Source organism: Micromonospora sp. A200, assembly GCF_029893845.1.
GTDB classification, from domain to species: domain Bacteria; phylum Actinomycetota; class Actinomycetes; order Mycobacteriales; family Micromonosporaceae; genus Micromonospora; species Micromonospora purpureochromogenes.
Genome location: NZ_JARXXY010000028.1, coordinates 44,183 through 60,735, shown reverse-complemented (window position 1 = coordinate 60,735; position 16,553 = coordinate 44,183). Strand labels below are relative to the sequence as shown.

The 16,553-nt window shown below is 71.4% G+C and carries 17 protein-coding genes; 9 read left to right on the top strand and 8 right to left on the bottom strand.

Annotation, left to right across the window (positions count from 1 at the left end; genetic code table 11):
• Positions 1-109: 109 nt before the first annotated feature.
• Positions 110-877 carry a Sir2 family NAD-dependent protein deacetylase gene (locus M2302_RS24325; RefSeq protein ID WP_280840162.1) on the top strand — a complete coding sequence of 256 codons (768 nt, stop codon included), beginning with the start codon at positions 110-112 and terminating at the stop codon, positions 875-877.
• Between the two features lie 30 nt (positions 878-907).
• Here the strand turns inward: M2302_RS24325 and M2302_RS24320 are convergent, their stop codons facing one another.
• On the bottom strand, positions 908-2,740 hold the full coding sequence (locus M2302_RS24320) for a long-chain fatty acid--CoA ligase (protein WP_280840161.1): 1,833 nt from the start codon (positions 2,738-2,740) through the stop codon (positions 908-910).
• 223 nt (positions 2,741-2,963) lie between these two features.
• On the opposite strand from M2302_RS24320, the gene M2302_RS24315 reads away from it, so the two are divergent.
• The 4 genes from M2302_RS24315 to M2302_RS24300 all read left to right on the top strand — a co-directional run bounded on the left by M2302_RS24315 (position 2,964) and on the right by M2302_RS24300 (position 7,293).
• Complete coding sequence (locus M2302_RS24315; protein WP_280840160.1) at positions 2,964-3,164, top strand: hypothetical protein; 201 nt, start codon at positions 2,964-2,966, stop codon at positions 3,162-3,164.
• 126 nt (positions 3,165-3,290) lie between these two features.
• Positions 3,291-3,776 (top strand): hypothetical protein, encoded by a 486-nt coding sequence (locus tag M2302_RS24310; protein ID WP_280840159.1) that lies wholly within the window; start codon positions 3,291-3,293, stop codon positions 3,774-3,776.
• Positions 3,777-3,924: 148 nt separating this feature from the next.
• A complete protein-coding gene (locus M2302_RS24305) occupies positions 3,925-6,282 on the top strand; it encodes a transglycosylase domain-containing protein (RefSeq protein WP_280840158.1) in 2,358 nt (785 codons plus the stop codon).
• An 81-nt stretch (positions 6,283-6,363) separates the two neighbouring features.
• Positions 6,364-7,293 (top strand): diacylglycerol kinase family protein, encoded by a 930-nt coding sequence (locus tag M2302_RS24300; protein ID WP_280840157.1) that lies wholly within the window; start codon positions 6,364-6,366, stop codon positions 7,291-7,293.
• A gap of 8 nt (positions 7,294-7,301) precedes the next feature.
• Here M2302_RS24300 and M2302_RS24295 read toward each other — a convergent pair whose 3' ends face one another.
• The 3 genes from M2302_RS24295 to M2302_RS24285 form a co-directional block, all read right to left on the bottom strand.
• Entirely contained in the window at positions 7,302-8,048 is a 747-nt protein-coding gene (locus tag M2302_RS24295; protein WP_280840156.1) for a hypothetical protein, read from the bottom strand.
• A gap of 90 nt (positions 8,049-8,138) precedes the next feature.
• Complete coding sequence (locus M2302_RS24290) at positions 8,139-8,447, bottom strand: MoaD/ThiS family protein (protein WP_280840155.1); 309 nt, start codon at positions 8,445-8,447, stop codon at positions 8,139-8,141.
• Positions 8,444-9,559, bottom strand: a complete 1,116-nt coding sequence (locus tag M2302_RS24285; RefSeq protein WP_280840154.1) for an exo-alpha-sialidase — start codon at positions 9,557-9,559, stop codon at positions 8,444-8,446. Before M2302_RS24285 ends, M2302_RS24290 begins: the two co-directional genes overlap by 4 nt.
• 139 nt (positions 9,560-9,698) lie before the next feature.
• Here M2302_RS24285 and M2302_RS24280 point away from each other — a divergent pair, with 139 nt between their 5' ends.
• Positions 9,699-10,118 carry an MmcQ/YjbR family DNA-binding protein gene (locus M2302_RS24280; protein ID WP_280840153.1) on the top strand — a complete coding sequence of 140 codons (420 nt, stop codon included), beginning with the start codon at positions 9,699-9,701 and terminating at the stop codon, positions 10,116-10,118.
• 85 nt (positions 10,119-10,203) lie between these two features.
• Here M2302_RS24280 and M2302_RS24275 read toward each other — a convergent pair whose 3' ends face one another.
• The 3 genes from M2302_RS24275 to M2302_RS24265 form a co-directional block, all read right to left on the bottom strand.
• Positions 10,204-10,776: a hypothetical protein gene (locus tag M2302_RS24275; RefSeq protein WP_280840152.1), complete on the bottom strand. Its 573-nt coding sequence runs from the start codon at positions 10,774-10,776 to the stop codon at positions 10,204-10,206.
• A gap of 71 nt (positions 10,777-10,847) precedes the next feature.
• Positions 10,848-11,567, bottom strand: a complete 720-nt coding sequence (locus tag M2302_RS24270; RefSeq protein WP_280840151.1) for a hypothetical protein — start codon at positions 11,565-11,567, stop codon at positions 10,848-10,850.
• The gene (locus M2302_RS24265; RefSeq protein WP_280840150.1) at positions 11,560-12,015 is read right to left on the bottom strand and encodes an RNA polymerase sigma factor; all 456 of its coding nucleotides are present in this window, start codon (positions 12,013-12,015) and stop codon (positions 11,560-11,562) included. The genes M2302_RS24270 and M2302_RS24265 overlap by 8 nt, the downstream gene beginning before the upstream one ends.
• 208 nt (positions 12,016-12,223) lie before the next feature.
• Here M2302_RS24265 and M2302_RS24260 point away from each other — a divergent pair, with 208 nt between their 5' ends.
• Positions 12,224-13,468, top strand: a complete 1,245-nt coding sequence (locus tag M2302_RS24260) for a hypothetical protein (protein WP_280840149.1) — start codon at positions 12,224-12,226, stop codon at positions 13,466-13,468.
• A gap of 97 nt (positions 13,469-13,565) precedes the next feature.
• Here M2302_RS24260 and M2302_RS24255 read toward each other — a convergent pair whose 3' ends face one another.
• Positions 13,566-13,964: a hypothetical protein gene (locus tag M2302_RS24255; RefSeq protein WP_280840148.1), complete on the bottom strand. Its 399-nt coding sequence runs from the start codon at positions 13,962-13,964 to the stop codon at positions 13,566-13,568.
• A 360-nt stretch (positions 13,965-14,324) separates the two neighbouring features.
• On the opposite strand from M2302_RS24255, the gene M2302_RS24250 reads away from it, so the two are divergent.
• Together M2302_RS24250 and M2302_RS24245 are read left to right on the top strand one after the other, a co-directional pair.
• The gene (locus tag M2302_RS24250) at positions 14,325-14,924 is read left to right on the top strand and encodes a TetR/AcrR family transcriptional regulator (RefSeq protein ID WP_280840147.1); all 600 of its coding nucleotides are present in this window, start codon (positions 14,325-14,327) and stop codon (positions 14,922-14,924) included.
• On the top strand, positions 14,921-16,549 hold the full coding sequence (locus M2302_RS24245) for an isovaleryl-CoA dehydrogenase (protein ID WP_280840146.1): 1,629 nt from the start codon (positions 14,921-14,923) through the stop codon (positions 16,547-16,549). The genes M2302_RS24250 and M2302_RS24245 overlap by 4 nt, the downstream gene beginning before the upstream one ends.
• Positions 16,550-16,553: the final 4 nt, after the last annotated feature.

Sequence of the window (16,553 nt, the reverse complement as noted above, 5' to 3'; positions counted from 1 at the left end):
GACGGGCACGATCACGCGCCCGCTCGGGGTTCCCGATCCGGCCGGACCGGGCAGGTCGGCTCGGAATCCCGCTCGCCGGTACCGGGCCCCGCCCCTACCATCGGTGGCCATGAACGACATGAGCTGGGCGGACGGCGTGACCCGGGTGGCGGTGCTCACCGGGGCCGGCATCTCGACCGACTCCGGCATCCCCGACTACCGGGGCCCGTCCGGCGTCTGGACGCGCGGCCCGGCCCTGGCCGACGCGTTCACCCACCGCTCGTTCCTGGCCGATTCGACCGTGCGGGCGAGGTTCTGGCAGACCTATCTCGGGCATGCCGCGTGGCAGGCCGAGCCCAACCCGGCGCACCGCGCGCTCGCCGAGCTGGAGCGGGCCGGGGTGGCGGTACGCGTCCTCACCCAGAACGTCGACGGACTGCACCAGAAGGCCGGCTCCAGCCCGCGTAAGGTGCTCGAACTGCACGGCACGATGCACGAGGTGGTCTGCACCGGCTGCGGCGCGCGCACGCCCAGCGGGCAAACCCTGGCCCGGGTGGCGGCCGGCGACGGGGATCCCCGGTGCCTCGACTGCGGCGGAATCCTCAAGCTGGCCGTGGTGCTCTTCGGGCAGCACCTCGACGCGGCGACGATCGGCCACGCCGAGCGGATCGCCGCGCACAGCCAGCTCATGCTCGCGGTCGGCACTTCACTCCAGGTCGAGCCGGTCGCCTCGCTGTGCGCGGTGGCGGTGAACGCGGGTAACCGCCTCGTCGTCGTCAACCGCGACCCGACCCCGTACGACGACCTCGCCGTCGAGGTGATCCGCGAACCGATCGGCATGGCACTCCCCCGGATCTGCGCGGCGCTCGCCGCGTTCGGCGCGCCGACGTCGCCGTAGCCGGCCGGGTGGCGACCGGCGGTCGGCGGGTCAGTGGCCGCGGTAGAGGGCCTCGATGTCGGCGGCGTAGCGGGCCTGGACCGCCTCGCGTTTGACCTTGAGGGTGGGGGTGAGTTCCCCGTCGGCTTCGGTGAGGTCCCGGGGCAGGATCCGGAACTGCTTGACCTGTTCCGCCCTGGACACCGCCTGGTTGGCGTGGTCGACCGCAGCCTGGATCTCCTGGCGCAGCTCGGGGTCGTCCCGCAGGTCGGCCACGTCCGCGTCCGGGTGGCCGTGGGCGACCCGCCACCGTTGCCAGGCCGGTGGATCGATGGTGACCAGGGCGGTCACGTAGGGGCGGTCGTTGCCGACGAGCATGCACTGGCCGACCAGGGGGTGCGCGCGGACCTGCTCCTCGATCGGCGCGGGGGCGAGGTTCTTCCCCGCCGCCGTCACGATGATCTCCTTGATGCGGCCGGTGATGCGCAGGTAGCCGTCGGGGTCGAGGCTGCCGAGGTCACCGGTGCGCAGCCAGCCGTCGTCGGTGAGGGTCGCCCGGGTGGCGTCGGGGTTGTTCCAGTAACCGGAGAAGACCATCTCGCCGCGGACGAGCACCTCCCCGCCGTCGGCGATGCGGATCTCCACGCCGGGCAGCGGGCGGCCGACGGTGCCGATCCGCATCGCCGAGGGCACGTTCGCCGTCACCGCCGGAGCCGTCTCGGTCAACCCGTACCCCTCCAGGACCGTGATGCCGGCGCCGCGGAAGAAGTGCGCCAGCCGCTGCTCCAGCGGCGCACCGCCGGACATCGCCAGCCGGCACCGTCCGCCGAGGGCGGCGCGCAGCCTCCGGTACGCCAGCACGTCGCACCCGGCGCGCGCCAGCCGCAGCAGGATGTTCGGACCTCGCTCGGTGTCCAGGGCGCGGCTGTACCGCACGGCGACGGCGTCCGCGACGGCGAACAGCCGTCCCCGGTGGGTGTCCTCGGCTTGCCGTCGGGCCCTGGCGTACATCTTCTCGAACACCCGCGGCACCGCGAGGATGAACGTCGGGCGGCACTTGCGCAGCTGCTCGAAGACTCGGCCCGGGTCGGCGCTGTGCACCATCGTCGCGCGGGTGAGCACCACCCCCACCTGGATCAGTCGGGCGAACACGTGCGCCAGCGGCAGGAACAACACCGTCGACGCGCCCGGATGCAACAGTTCCGGCAGCACCGAGGTCGCGCTGGTGACGTCGCAGTAGATGTTGCGGTGGGTCAGCGCGCAGCCCTTCGGCCGGCCGGTCGTGCCGCTGGTGTAGACGATCGTGGCCAGGTCCCCGCCCGACACCGCCTGCCGCCGCGCCTCGACCTCCCCGTCGTCGACGGTGCGGCCCTGCCCCGCCAGGGCGATCAGCCCACCGCCGTCGATCTGCCACGTCTGGCGCAGCGCCGGCAGGTCGCCGCGCAGGCCGGCCAGCATCGTGTCGTGCGCGGCGGTCTCCACCACACACCCCACCGCACCCGAGTCCGCCAGGATCCACCCCAGCTGCTCGGCGCTGGAGGTCTCGTAGATCGGAACGGTGACCGCGCCGACGGACCACAGCGCGTAGTCGACGAGGGTCCACTCGTAGCGGGTGCGGCTCATCAGAGCGACCCGGTCGCCGTGCCCGACACCGGCGGCGATGAACCCACGGGCGAGGGTGAGCACGTCGTCGCGGAACTGCTCGCACGTCACCGGCAGCGCCCGGCCCTGCACGGACCGGCGCGCCGGCCAGGACCGGGAAATCGGATCCGGACGGACGAACTGCACCACGTCGGGCGCCTGCCGGGCGTTGTCCCACACCATCTCGGCCAGGTTGGGCACCGGTGCGCCGGTGACCACCGGCTCGACCGTTACGTCCTGCACGACCGCTCCCCCGTTCACCGCACCACCGCCAGCGGGGCACCCGGTCATCATGACCTGATCGGCGGATCAAGCGGCCCGGAACGGGAGAACTCGCGCCCCGCCTGGACATGAGAAGACGGCGAGCCGGATCACCCATGCCGGACGGGCACACCTGGGACGAAGGCCAGGGCGGTCATGTGCACGGGTCTCGCACCTTCCGGCCGAGTCGAGTTAAACGGGACCCATGGCCGTCCTCGGCGCGACCGCGGCGATCGCGCTCTGCGGTACGGGCGTCGGTTGCGTCATCTCGGCGGCCATCGTGGCCGGCACCGTCGGCTACGCCGTGCCACCGCCGAGCATCCGCTACACATGGAAGATCGATGAGCTCACTGACGGGAGGTGGCCGCAAGGAATGGAAATCAACGTAAGGGTGATGCATGGTTGAATAGCATCGGCAGGGTTCTTCAGTCCGCGATTGTCGCCCATCCCAACGGTTGACGTGAAGAAACGCGATCGCGCCGGAGCAGGACCGTCCTAGGGGCATGCCCGCTCCGGCGCAGGTTTCGCCCTCATGGCATCGGTCTATGCAGAGAGTGTCAGTGCGAATACACTGAAGGACCTGCGGGTTGGTGAGATGATATCGATCTCCTGCGATCTGACCCACGTATCGGTTGAGGGCCGAACGCCTCGTTACGTTTTCGTCGCCTGGCCGTGGCGGAACCCCGACCCGCAGTCACGCTTCCGCTGGGATAGCCGCGTTGCCTTCCCCCGCAATGCGGGAAGCGGCGAGTGGATGGAAATGCCTTGGCGCATCGAGCCCGCTCCCGCCGACCTGCAGGTAGGGTCGCCCTGCGGGGTCTGGATTCCGGCTACTGATGCCGTCAGGGAGGTTCAGTGGTACGACAAGCCCCTGGACATCGGGTGGAACCCGCGTCCCACCGTTGGCGTCCATGTCGCACCCGTATCGGCTAGCGATCACGAGGAGTCCGGCTACATGCTTTATGACGAACAGCCCGAGCCGATCAGGGTCGTGCGTCGAAACCGATCTGCCGAATAGGTGCACATAGCAGTCAAGGTGGGGGTGAATATGCTGCGCGGTTGGCAGAGGGCTACTGGAGCTGACCGAGGTCTGAGCCCGTCCGACCGGCGGCACCGGGCACGACGCGGGCTGGTCAAGATTCGGCGGACCGGCCGGAGGGTAGTGGGTGCGGGTGCCTCCTACCGGTAACAACGACAGCGCTGCCCCCGTACCCGGATCGACCGGTGCCCCGCTGGCGCGGAAACGTCGGCGCAAGCGCCTCCTGATCGTCCTGGCCGTGCTCGCGCTGCTCGCCGGCTGCGGTCTCACCGCCGGGGCGTACTACGTCGACAGCGTGCCCACGCCCAGCGACCTGGAACTGCCGGAGTCGACCACGGTCTACTTCGCCGACGGTCGCACCCCGATGGCGAAGCTCGGCACGGAGAACCGCACGATCGTGCCCTACCCGGAGATGAACGACGCCGCCAAACAGGCGATCGTGGCGACCGAGGACCGGACGTTCTGGACCAACGAGGGCATCGACTTCAGCGGGGTGCTGCGCGCCGCCTGGTCGAACGTCACCGGCGGCCAGCGCCAGGGCGCGTCGACGATCACCCAGCAGTACGCCCGGGTGGCCGCCGACCTCAAGGGCGTCTCCTACTCGCGCAAGCTCCGCGAGGCGGTGATCGCGTGGAAGCTCGACGACAAGTACAGCAAGGAGGAGATTCTCGGCTTCTACCTGAACACCGTGCCGTTCGGGCGGGGCTCGTACGGCATCGAGGCGGCCGCGCAGGCGTACTTCGGCAAGACGGTGCGCCGTGACGCGCCGGCGGCGAACCAGCTGACCACGGCGGAGGCGATGGTGCTCTGCGCCATGGTGAAGCAGCCGGAGGCCGACCCGGACGACCCCGAGGGCCACCCCGGCTACGATCCGCGGCGCAGTCCCCTGGCGCGGCAGAACTCGATCGACCGGTGGAACTACATCCGCGACGGCATGGTGAAGCTGGGCTACCTGTCGGCGGACGAGGCGGCCGACCTGGCGTACCCGGACACGGTGAAGCCGCTCGATCCCGCCGCCGGCCGGTCCAACCTCGACCGGCCGACCGGCCTGGTGGTCAACCACGTGCTCAGCGAGCTGCGGCAGACCGAGCCGTTCCAGGGCAAGCCCGCCGACTACATCCGCAACGGCGGCTTCAAGATCGTCACCACCATCGACAAGCGGGTCCAGGACGCCGCCGACGCGGCCGCCGACCTCCGGCGCGACACTGCCCCCGAGGCGGTCCGGGGCCAGCCGAAGAACTGGCAGGCCGCGCTCGTGGCGGTGGAGCCCGGCACCGGCCGGGTGCTCGGCTACCACGGCGGCAGCGACGGCTCCGGCGCCGACTACGCCGGCTGGTACCAGGACGAGAACGGCGAGGCCCGCGGCTTCGGCCAGCACCCGCCGGGGTCGTCGTTCAAGGTGTACGACCTGGCCACGGCCGTGCAGGAGAAAATTTCGGTGAAGCAGCACTTCGACTCGCCGGAGACCAAGGAGTTCCCCGCCTCCGGCCGGACGAAGGGCAGCCCCGCCGGTCCGATCCGCAACGCCGAGCGGGCACCGTGCCAGCCGGACTGCGCGCTGTGGGAGGCCACCGTCGCCTCGCTCAACGTCACCTACTTCGCGCTCACCGAGCAGCTCGGCACCGCGAAGGTGATCGACATGGCCACCAAGGCCGGGGTCGACTCGATGTGGGCCAACGAGAAGGGCAACCCGCGCCCGAAGCGGATCGAACTGCGTGGCCACTCGGGTGAGGAGCTGGCGCGGCACTTCTCCACCGAGGTCGGCATCGGCCAGTACGGCATCACCGTGCAGGACCACGCCAACGGGATGGCGACCTTCGCCGCCGGCGGGAAGCGGGCCGACGCGCACTTCGTCCGCTCGGTCACCAAGGGCGACGAGAAGATCCTCGACGAACAGCTGGTGCAGACCGACATCGGGCTCGACCGGGAGGCGGTCAACCAGCTGAACTGGACGCTGAGCCAGGTGAAGGCGGCCAAGCTCGACAACGGCTGGGACTCCGCCGGCAAGACGGGCACCTGGCAGGCCGGGACGAGCACCACCCAGAACGTGCACACCTGGATGGTCGGCTACACCGGCGCGCTCGCCGCCGCGGTCTGGCTCGGCACGGTCGACGGCAAGCCGCTGAAGACCTCTGACGGCAGCTACGAGGTCTACGGATCCACCGGCCCGGGGCCCATCTGGCGGCAGTTCATGGAACAGGCCACGGCCGCATTGAAGCTCGACCCGGACAAGTACCGGTTCCAGGAGCCGACGTTCCCGGACGACACCCCGTCGCCCACCGCCCCGGCGACGCGGAAGCCGACCTCGGCGCAGCCGACGCCGACCGCGACCCGGCCGACCTGCGACCCGGGCACGTGCGTCACCGCGAGCCCGACCAGGAAGCCGACACCGACGCCCACCGGATCACCCAAGCCGAGCCCGTCGCGGAGCCCGAAGCCGTCGCGGAGCGTCGAGCCGTCGCTCACCCCGCCGCCGCCGAGGTGACGGGTTCAGCGGACGCGACCCTCGAAGCCTCCCTCCCGATGCGAGCGGACGACCGTCCGGCGGGATATAGGGTCGGGGTTCATGCGGACGAAGCAGGAGCTGACCGCGGCCATCCGGCGGGACCGGAGGGCGGCGCTGGTCATCAACGCGGGCTCCCGCCGCGGCCGGGAACACTGCGAGCGGGCCCGGGCCAGGTTGGTCGGCGCCGGCTTCGACCTGCTCGGCACGTACCGGACCGACCGGCCCGGGCAGCTGGAGGAGAGCGTCGCCGCGGCCGCCGACCTGAAGCCGGACGTCCTGGTCGTGGGCGGCGGCGACGGTACGCTCAGCACCGCCGGGCGGCTGCTCGCCCACCGGGACATCGCGCTCGGCCTGCTGCCGCTGGGCACCACCAACAACTTCGCCCGCACCGTCAGCGTTCCGCTGGACCTGGACGACGCCATCGCGGTCCTCACCCAGGGCAAGGTCATCGACGTCGACCTGGGGATCGCCGGCGAAAGGCGGTTCACCAACCACGTCGGCGTGGGCCTGTCCGCCGACATCATGCTCCGGACGCCGCCGCGGCTGAAGCGGGTCTCCGGTCGGCTCGCGTACCCGGTGACCGCTCTGGCGCTGCTCGGCCGGCACCGGCCGCTGCGCGCCACCGTCCGCGCCGGCGGCACCACGCACGAACTCGTCACCCACCAGCTCTACGTGGCCAACGGCGGCTTCCACGCCGGCCGGCCGATCACCGCGGACGCCGACGCTGACGACCGGCTGCTGGTGGCGTACCCAGTCGGCGGGGCGACGCGGCGCGGGCTGATCCTCGCCACCGTCGGCAACGCTGCCACCGGGCACCGGCGGACGCTGCGCGACGAGCCCTTCCTCGCGGTGCGCGAGCTGTGGCTGGAGACCGACCGGCCGGCGCGGGTCGAGGTGGACGGGGAGTTGTGCGGTACGACGCCGATCCGGGTCGGGGTGGACGCGAACGCGTTGCGGGTGATGGCGCCGGCGGACAGCCCGGACCGCTGAGTTCGGGCTCAGGCCCACTCGCCGGTGAACAGCGGAGCGACCGGACGCTCCCGGCGGCCGATCCGCAGATCCCCGAAGATGGTGCTCCGGGCCGCGCGCTCGACCTCCGCGTCCAGGTCGATCTCCAGCTCCTCGGACGCGTCGTGGGCGGCGCCGATGAGCACGAGTTCGGTCCCGGGGTGATCGAGGAAGCCGGGTGGGTCGAGCGGGGCGAACCGACGACCGTGGAACTTCTTCTGCAGCGCAGCGGGCAGCGTGACCTTCCGGGAGCCGCGGAGGCCGACCCCGGGCGGGGAGGGTGCCTGCGGGTTCTTCACCGTGATGATGTAGCTCGGCTCCGGCTCGATGCTCAGCTCGTGCTGCGCCTCGCCGAGCCGCAGCGGAAGTTCGAGTTCGTACGCGAGATGGGTGTGGTCGTCGTGCCGGGCGATGACGTACGCGCCCTCCGCCACGGGGCGGGCCGGCTGCTGCTCCCGCTCGCCGCGGGTCCTCGTCCGGTACGTGCGCGCCTGCAGCGCCTCGTGCAGCTGCTCCGGCCGGTCCACCACCGCGTCGACAAACGCCCAGAACCGGTCGTGCTCGTCAATGCCGGGCAGGCGTTTACGCCCGACCACCAGCAGCCGCAGGTGCCGCCCCCGCCACGGGTGCATCACCACCAGCAGCCGCTGCACCTCCTCCAGGGAGTCGACGTGCTCCTCCTCGACGCGGGGACGGTAGAGGAAGTAGATGTCGCCGTCCTCGAGCAGCTCCGCCATGCGCCCCGGGTACCCGAAACCACCGGCGAGGAACGGGCGAGCCGGCCAGGCAGCCGGATGTCCGCGAACCCGCCCTCGCCGCGGTCCGGGCTACCCTCCGGCCATCGCGCCGAGGATGATGAACGGTTCCTCGCCGGCGATGACCCGCTCCGGCAGTGGTGCGTCGGGCGAGTCGTTGGAGAGGTCCTCCTCGCAGGCGTAGAAGCGGACGAACGCGCGGCGCTTGCCGCTGTGGCGGTCGCGGATGGTGCCGAGCAGCATGGGGTATCGCGCCTCGAGGGTGTCCAACACCAGGCGCTGGGTGACCCGCCCGGCATTCGGACCGGGCACCTCGAGACGTACCTCGCCGGTGACGTGAGCCAGGTTCTTCAGGTGGGCCGGGAGGACGACCCGGATCACGGCAGCACCTGGGCTTCCACGGAGAGCACGGCCGGCAGGTCCCGGACGATCGGCGCCCAGCTGTCGCCGCCGTCCGCCGAGTGGTAGACCTGACCGCCGGTGGTGCCGAAGTAGATCCCGCACGGGTCGAGCGTGTCGACCGCCATCGCGTCGCGGTACACGTTGACGTAGCAGTCGGACTGGGGCAGTCCCCTGGTCAACGGCTCCCAGTCGTTGCCACCGGTGCGGCTGCGGTAGACGCGCAGCTTGCCCTCCGGCGGGAAGTGCTCGGAGTCGCTCTTGATCGGCACGACGTAGATCGTCTCCGGCTCGTGCGCGTGCACCGCGATCGGGAACCCGAAGTCCGACGGCAGGTTGCCGCTGATCTCGCGCCAGTTCGCACCCGCGTCGTCGCTGCGCATGACGTCCCAGTGCTTCTGCATGAACAGGGTGTCCGGCCGGGTCGGGTGCTGGGTGATGTGGTGCACGCAGTGGCCGACCTCGGCGTCCTGGTCGGGGATCTCCCCGGAACGCAGACCCTTGTTGATCGGCAGCCAACTGGCGCCGGCGTCGTCGCTGCGGAACGCGCCCGCCGCCGAGATGGCGACGTAGATCCGGTCCTTGTTCGCCGGGTCCAGGATGATCGTGTGCAGGCACATGCCGCCGGCACCGGGCTGCCACGTCGGCCCGGTCGGGTGCGTACGGAGGGCGGTGAGCTCCTTCCACTTCAGCCCGCCGTCGGTGGAGACGTAGAGGGCGGCGTCCTCCGCACCGGCGTACACCGTGTCGGGGTCGTGGCGGGACGGCTCGAGGTGCCAGATGCGCTTGAACTCCCACGGGCGCGGGGTGCCGTCGTACCACAGGTGCTCACCGACGTCGCCGGAGTAGGCGAAGTCGTTGCCGACCGGGTTCCAGGTCCTGCCGCCGTCGTCGGAGCGCTGGATCAGCTGCCCGAACCAGCCGCCGGACTGGGACGCGTAGAGCCGGTCCGGGTCGACCGGCGACCCGTTCAGGTGGTAGATCTCCCAGCCGCCGAAATGAGGTCCGTCGACCGTCCAGTCGCCGCGACTGCCGTCCGACGTCAACGTGAACGCGCCCTTGCGCGTGCCCACCAGCACTCGTACGCCGCTCATATCCTCATCCTTCCCACTCGTGTCCCTTGGGTAGACCGTCCACCGAGCCGAAAATCATCGGTCTGTCGTCAGTCGTACCCCCCGGCTACGACGAATCGACGTCTCCGGCCTGTCGGAGGGGCCGGCTAGCGTCGCGCACATGACTGGCCCTGGCGACGTCCCACCCGAGATCCTGGACCGGCTCCGGCCCGTCTGCCTCGGGCTGCCGGAGACCTACGAGGAGCCGGCGTGGGTGGGCACGCGCTGGCGGATCCGCAAACGCACGTTCGCGCACGTGCTCACGGCCGACCCCGACCACCAGGCGGCCTACGCCCGAGCTGCCGCGACCGACCAGCCGATCTGCGTGCTGACGTTCCGGTCGCCCGGCGACGAGATCGCCGGGCTGATCGCCGGCGGCCACCCGTTCTTCAAGCCGGACTGGGGCGCCGACGTCGTCGGCATGGTGCTCGACGACGGGGTCGACTGGGACGAGGTCGCCGAGCTGCTCACCGAGAGCTACTGCGTCCTGGCGCCGAAGCGGCTGGCCGCCCTGGTCGACCGGCCGATCGATCTCGAGTAGCCGAACTGCGGGCGTCTCACGCCCACGGGTCGCCAGCATCATCGATCACCGCCGTAGGCCCTCGACAACGGTGCTGGGCATGACGCTAGTCCTCGGCGTAGACGAGGTCCATCGTGTCGGTGTGTCCCGACCAGTGGAGTTCGAGGTGCCAGCAACCGGCCCGCGGCAGATCGATGATCGACGGGCCGGGGCCGCCGGCGACCTCCCGGGTCACCCGCGTGTCGGTTCCGTCCAGCGTCGCGGTGATCGCCAGGGTGGCGGGCGACGCCGGGTCGGGCGACGTCGCCGCAAGCTTGGCGACCCAGAGGATCTTGTTGGTGGGCCCCTCGTCCCGGCGCAGCGCCAGCGGGTGACCGAACAGCACCGCGACGATCTCGCCCTTCGCGCCGAAGACGTGCGGGATCCGGGCCTCCCCGCTGAACCCGGCGTCCGCCCAGTCCGGCAGGACACCCGTCTCGACCGGTGAGCCGCAGCCCGACGCGGCGCTCGCCGGAGGATTCGCCGGGGCCGTGGTGGCCGGAGCGCCGACCGGCGTGGCGGACCGTCCCGTGGTCGTGCACGCCGCCAGCAGGACCGCCGACCCCAGCAACACCCTGCCCCAGGAACCCATCTCGCGCCCTCCGTCGTAGCCGCTGACGCCGTTCGTGCCTGGCACCATTCAGGACACCGCTCGGGCCCTCGGGGTTCCCCACCCGATCTGCCGGCTCGACTGTCACCGCCGTCCCTCGCTCAGTTCAGCGAGTTGGCGATCTCGATCGCGTCGCCCTTGGTCAGGTCGCCTTCGAGCCGGTAGCTCACGCCGGCCTCCTCCCAGATCAGGGTCGAGGCGGCGAGCCGCGCGCTCTCCACGCGGACCGTGCCCGCACGATCCACGTAGGCCAGCGGGTGTGGGCCGCCGATCCAGACCGCGAAGCCCCCGTCGACCTGGACCCAGTCCACTCCCGGCCCGGCGGCCTGCTTCTGGAAGACCGGATCGAGGCGACCGTCGAAGGCATCGACGCGCACCACGCCCCCGCGGTAGAGCAGGGTGACCACCCGGTAGGAGCCGGTGCCGTCGGCGTCGGCGACCAGCACCTGCTCGGGCGGACCCAGCTTCGTCGGCAGGCGGATCGGGAAGCGGAGCTTCCCCTGCGCCTCGTGGAGGGAGGCGGGCCGCTGCGACGGCAGCGGCGACGGACTGCCGGTGGGCGAGATCGGCGCCGACGACGTGTCGATGACAATTCCGGAGAAGCGCAGCAGCCCCGCCACGGCGTCGGCGAGGGCGGCCCGCCCCGGCGGCAGCACCGCGACGAGCAGGGCGACGAGCGCCACGGCGAGGTAGTAGCGCCACCGGCGTCGCCTTCGCGCGGGCGCGGCCAGTCGGGCGTGTACGCGGTCGGCCACGTCGGGCGCGGCGGGTGTGTCCAGCCACTCGGCGAGGTCACGCAACTCCCGTTCGAGGTCATCCATGGCGCACCTCCTCGCGGTCGAGCAGGGCGCGGAGCTTCGCCAGCGCTCGGGACGTCCGCGACTTCACCGTGCCTCTGGGCCAGCCCAGCATCGTCACGGTCTCCTCCTCGCTGAGATCAAGGAGGAACCGGCACACGATCACCTCACGGTCCTTCACCGGCAGCAGCCGCAGGGCCCGCACCAGCGTGGCCCGCCGCTCGGCGGCGAGGACGCCGCCCACCGCGCCGTCCTCGGCGATCTGCGACTCCGGGTTCGCCACGGCGGCCCGCAGGATGAGTCCGTCCCGCCGGCTGCGTGAGCGGTGCAGGTTGCGGGTCTCGTTGGCGACGATCGCGAGCAGCCAGGCGCGAAAGGACGACTCTCCCCGATAGCGGGACAGCTTGCGGTATGCCTTCACGAACGCCTCCTGGATGACGTCCTCCGCGTCCGAGCCCGCGCCGAGCAGCACCGCCGTCCGGTAGGCGGACGCGGTGTGCCGGGCGACCAGGAGGTCGTACGCCCCCAGGTCACCTGCCCGAGCGCCGGTGACGAGCTCTTCGTCGTCCAGTGGAAACCTCCAGTTGGATCACCCTCATGACACCGCCCGTACCGGATGGGTTCCAGGGACGGAGGTGGAACCTCGGCGGGTGTGGCGGTGTCACCGGAGCATGCTGGCAATGACAAGGATCTCGCGTCGCAACCTGCTGACCGTGCTCGCCGGTGCGGGCACCGCGGCGTTGGTCGGCTGCGATCGAGCGCGGCACCCGAGTCAGGCCCGGGCCGTCACGGTCCCTGACCCACTGCTCGTCGAGGTCGACGACGGGCTCGGCCTACTGCGTGGTGCGGACCGGCGGACGTTCCCGCGGTCTCTCGCCACCGCCGACGGGCGGGCGATCTACGCGACCGCACCCGAGGGCGCCGACACCGCCCTGTGGCGGGTCGACACCGCCACGGGCGGCACCTCCACTCGGGTCAAGCTGCCCGGACGCTGGGTGCCGCAGGCCGTCTCGGCCAACGGTACGGTGGCGCTCACGTCGAACGAGGTGGGTGCCACCAAGGGGCGCCCGGAGGGGCGGGACGTGACCCCCGTGCTGATCGCCGACGTCACCGGCGTGCGACACCGGCTGGAGTTGCGGGGCAACTTCGTACCGGAGACGTTCACCGCGGATCTCGCCGGGCTCTTCGTCCTCGAGTGGCTCCCGGCGACGGCACCGGACCGCTACCGGGTCCGCGTCGTCGATCTCGCCACCGGGACACCCGGTCCGCTCCACACCCGTGCCAAGGCGCCGGTGCCGCCCGGCGCCGAGGAGGAGATGCGCGGCGACGGACGCCAGGCGGTGCTTTCGCCGGATCGCACCACCCTCTACACGCTCTACACCCACCAGCCCGACCACCAGCACACCCGCAACCTCGTCAGCGGGCGGCCGGGCAACGTGCACGCGTTCGTGCACACGCTGCACCTCCACGAGCGATGGGCGTACTGCATCGACCTGCCCCATCCGTTCGGTGCGGCGGCCGCGATCGGCCACGCCATGACGATCAGCCCCGACGGCGGTCGGCTCTTCGTCGCCGACGTCACGTCGGGCACCATCGCCGAGATCGACACCGAGGAGCTGCGCGTACACCGGACAGACACGCGGCCCAGGGGCGTCGGGACCGCACACGCCGCCGCCGACATGGACCGCCTCTTCATCGGCGCCGGCACGGTGGTACGGATGACGGATCTCACGCGCCCCGGCCGCGCGGCTGACTGGCGGGTCCGCGAACCCGTTTCCGGCCTCGTGCTGAGCCGCGACGGCAGACGCCTCTACGTGGGCCAGAACAATGGCGTGAGCTGGCACGATCCCGGCACCGGCACCGAACTGGGCCGCGTCGCTGTCCCCCGGCTCGTCGGCGTGCACGGTCTGGCCGGACACGTCTGACAGTGCGGATGCAGGTGTGGGCACCCGGTCCGGTCCGACTCAGCGCACGTCGTGCGGGTCACGCCCCATTCGCCCTCGAAGAGCGGAGCGCCGGTCCTCAGCCGGCGCGGTTCAAGGAACGCCGGTTGTTGCGCGCGCGCCCGTGCTCGGGGACGCGGTGACCGTCGTCGCCGAGCATCCGGCGCGCCGCGTCGAGTCCGGTCAGCGCCGCCCCGTAGGCGGTCACCTCCCGCTGGAAGTGCTCGACCTTGGCGTACCAGAACTTCAGCTCCGGGTTCATCCCCTTCGCGTTGATGTAGTTGACGATGTCTTCCTCGGGGGTGATGCCGTGGCGGGCGTAGCAGCGATCGAAGCGGGCCTTCGTCCGGTCGTACTTCTCGCTCATCGCGGTCAGGCTGGCTTCAGCCTCCAGCAACCTGGCCTGCAGGTACTCCACGTAACCGCGAGGCACCGCCAGGGCGGTGCGCACCGGCCGGGGCACGGACACAGTGGACACGGCGATCACCCGACCCGGCGGACGACACGTCCACGCCACGTGCGGGAACCGGCCAGCGACTGCGATCGACGAACGGATCCATTCTGGAACGACATGGTCGGCCGCCTTCCTTGATAGCGCGATGATGGGGTCATCTCGCACCGCCCACGGGTCGGGCCGCACCTCAGCGGCATCGCCGAGGGCCGGGTACCAGCCGGCGGGGATCGACGCGTGAAACCGCTCGGGGCAGGCCGCCCCTGACCCGCTGCAATGCGGTGACGTCCTTCTACCCGCGCTCGCCGCCGACTATGCATACCCGTCACTTGATGTAAAAGGCACACCACCTTGTCACCAAGGACTGAATGATGGTTCAATCCTTGCGTGGCCTACCGGAGCACCGACCGCGTGAAGGCTCGGCTGAACGCTTCCCGGGAGCGGATCATCACCGCGGCCCTCGGAATCATGGCCGAGCACGGGTATGCCGGCTGCTCCGTCGCCGCCGTCGCCGAGCGGGCCGGCCTGGCGACGGGCAGCGTCTACCGCCACTTCCCGACCAAGGCCGACCTGTTCGCCGAGGTGTTCCGCACCGCCTCGCAGCGTGAGGTCGACGCGGTCGCGCGCGCCGCGGCGCTGGAGGCCACCGCCGCCGAGCAGATGTCCGCCGTCGTGGAGACGTTCGCCGGGCGCGCGCTGCAGTCCCCGCGGTTGGCGTACGCCCTGCTCGCCGAGCCGGTCGACCCGGCGGTCGACGCCGAGCGGCTCGTCTTCCGTCGGGCGTACGCCGAACTGATCGCCGGCCACGTCGCAGCCGGTGTGGCGAACGGTGAACTGCCCCCACAGAACCCCGACCTGACCGCGACCGCGCTGGTCGGCGCCCTGGCCGAAGCCATGGTCGGTCCGCTGGCCGCCGGGGTCGCCGGTCCGGACACCATCCCCGCCCTGATCGCCTTCATCCACCGCTCGCTGGGAGTATCGCCGTGACGACGCACGAGGTGTTCAACCAGGTTCCACCGCTAGCTGGCTACGATGCGGCGGACGACCCGGCACTGCTCGACGGGCTCGAGCGGGAGGGCGCCGGCTGGGCCGCCGCCGAGCTGCACGAGCTCGGCCGGCTGGGCGGCAGCGAGCAGGCCATCGAGTACGGGCGGCTGGCCAACGAGCATCCGCCGGCCCTGCGCACCCACGACCGCTCCGGCCATCGGATCGACGAGGTCGAGTTCCACCCCGCCTGGCACGAGCTGATGCGCACCGCGGTCACGCACGGCCTGCACGCCGCGCCGTGGGCGGACGACCGACCGGGGGCACACGTGGCCCGGGCCGCCAAGTTCTACACGTGGCGCCCCGACGCCGGCCACGGCTGCCCGATCTCGATGACCTACGCGGCCGTGCCGGCGCTGCGGCACAACCCGGAGCTGGCCGCGCAGTACGAGCCGCTGCTCACCGCCACGACGTACGACTTCGGGCTGCGCTCGCCGCTGACGAAGCGAGGGCTGCTGGCGGGCATGTCGATGACGGAGAAGCAGGGCGGCTCGGACGTACGCGCCAACACCACCACCGCCCACCCGGCGGCGGACGGCACCTACCGGCTCGTCGGGCACAAGTGGTTCACCTCCGCACCGATGTGCGATGTCTTCCTCACCCTCGCCCAGGCGCCGGGCGGGCTCACCTGCTTCCTGGTCCCCCGCGTCCTTCCCGACGGCACCCGCAACCCGATGCGCCTGATGCGCCTGAAGGACAAGCTCGGCAACCGCTCCAACGCCTCGTCCGAGGTCGAATACGAGCACGCGGTCGCCTGGCGCGTCGGCGACGAGGGGCGTGGCGTCCGCACGATCATCGACATGGTCAATCTGACCCGCCTGGACTGCGTCATCGGCGCGGCGGCCGGGATGCGCCAGGGGGTGATCACCGCCGCCCATCACGTCACCCACCGGCAGGCCTTCGGCCGGTACCTCGTCGACCAGCCACTGATGCGCAACGTGCTGGCGGACCTCGCGATCGAGTCCGAGGCCGCCACCATTCTCATGATGCGCCTCGCCGGAGCGACCGACCGATCCGCGCGCGGCGACGCCGGCGAGACCGCGTTCAAGCGGCTCGCCCTCGCGGTCGGCAAGTACTGGGTCTGCAAGCGCTGGCCGGCACACGCCGCCGAGGCCCTCGAGTGCCTGGGCGGCAACGGCTACGTCGAGGAGTCGGGCATGCCGCGGCTGTTCCGCGAGTCGCCGCTGAACTCGATCTGGGAGGGCTCCGGCAACGTCGCCGCCCTGGACGTACTGCGCGCTCTCGTCAAGGAACAGCAGGTCATGGAGGCGTTCCAGGCCGAGGTGAGCGTCGCTGCCGGCACCGACGCACGGCTCGACGCCGCGGTCCGCCAGGTGCAGGCCGACCTGTCGAATGTCGACGACCTCGAACTCCGGGCCCGGCGCGTCGTCGAGCGGCTCGCCCTGGTGCTGCAGGGCTCGCTGCTGGTGCGGCACGGCCACCCCGCGGTCGCCGACGCCTTCTGCGCGTCCCGGCTCGGCGGCGATCACGGCCAGGCGTACGGCACCCTACCGACCGGCGTCGACTTCGCCGCGATCATCTCCCGCGCCACCCCGAAGGTGAGCTGACGGG

What these genes read in the sequence shown, in the direction of transcription:
- M2302_RS24325 (WP_280840162.1), top strand. Translation starts at nt 110, where the DNA reads ATGAACGACATGAGCTGGGCGGACGGCGTGACCCGGGTGGCGGTGCTC.
- M2302_RS24285 (WP_280840154.1), bottom strand. Translation starts at nt 9,559, where the DNA reads ATGAGCGGCGTACGAGTGCTGGTGGGCACGCGCAAGGGCGCGTTCACG.
- M2302_RS24260 (WP_280840149.1), top strand. Translation starts at nt 12,224, where the DNA reads ATGACAAGGATCTCGCGTCGCAACCTGCTGACCGTGCTCGCCGGTGCG.
- M2302_RS24280 (WP_280840153.1), top strand. Translation starts at nt 9,699, where the DNA reads ATGACTGGCCCTGGCGACGTCCCACCCGAGATCCTGGACCGGCTCCGG.
- M2302_RS24315 (WP_280840160.1), top strand. Translation starts at nt 2,964, where the DNA reads ATGGCCGTCCTCGGCGCGACCGCGGCGATCGCGCTCTGCGGTACGGGC.
- M2302_RS24295 (WP_280840156.1), bottom strand. Translation starts at nt 8,048, where the DNA reads ATGGCGGAGCTGCTCGAGGACGGCGACATCTACTTCCTCTACCGTCCC.
- M2302_RS24300 (WP_280840157.1), top strand. Translation starts at nt 6,364, where the DNA reads ATGCGGACGAAGCAGGAGCTGACCGCGGCCATCCGGCGGGACCGGAGG.
- M2302_RS24270 (WP_280840151.1), bottom strand. Translation starts at nt 11,567, where the DNA reads ATGGATGACCTCGAACGGGAGTTGCGTGACCTCGCCGAGTGGCTGGAC.
- M2302_RS24275 (WP_280840152.1), bottom strand. Translation starts at nt 10,776, where the DNA reads ATGGTGCCAGGCACGAACGGCGTCAGCGGCTACGACGGAGGGCGCGAG.
- M2302_RS24310 (WP_280840159.1), top strand. Translation starts at nt 3,291, where the DNA reads ATGGCATCGGTCTATGCAGAGAGTGTCAGTGCGAATACACTGAAGGAC.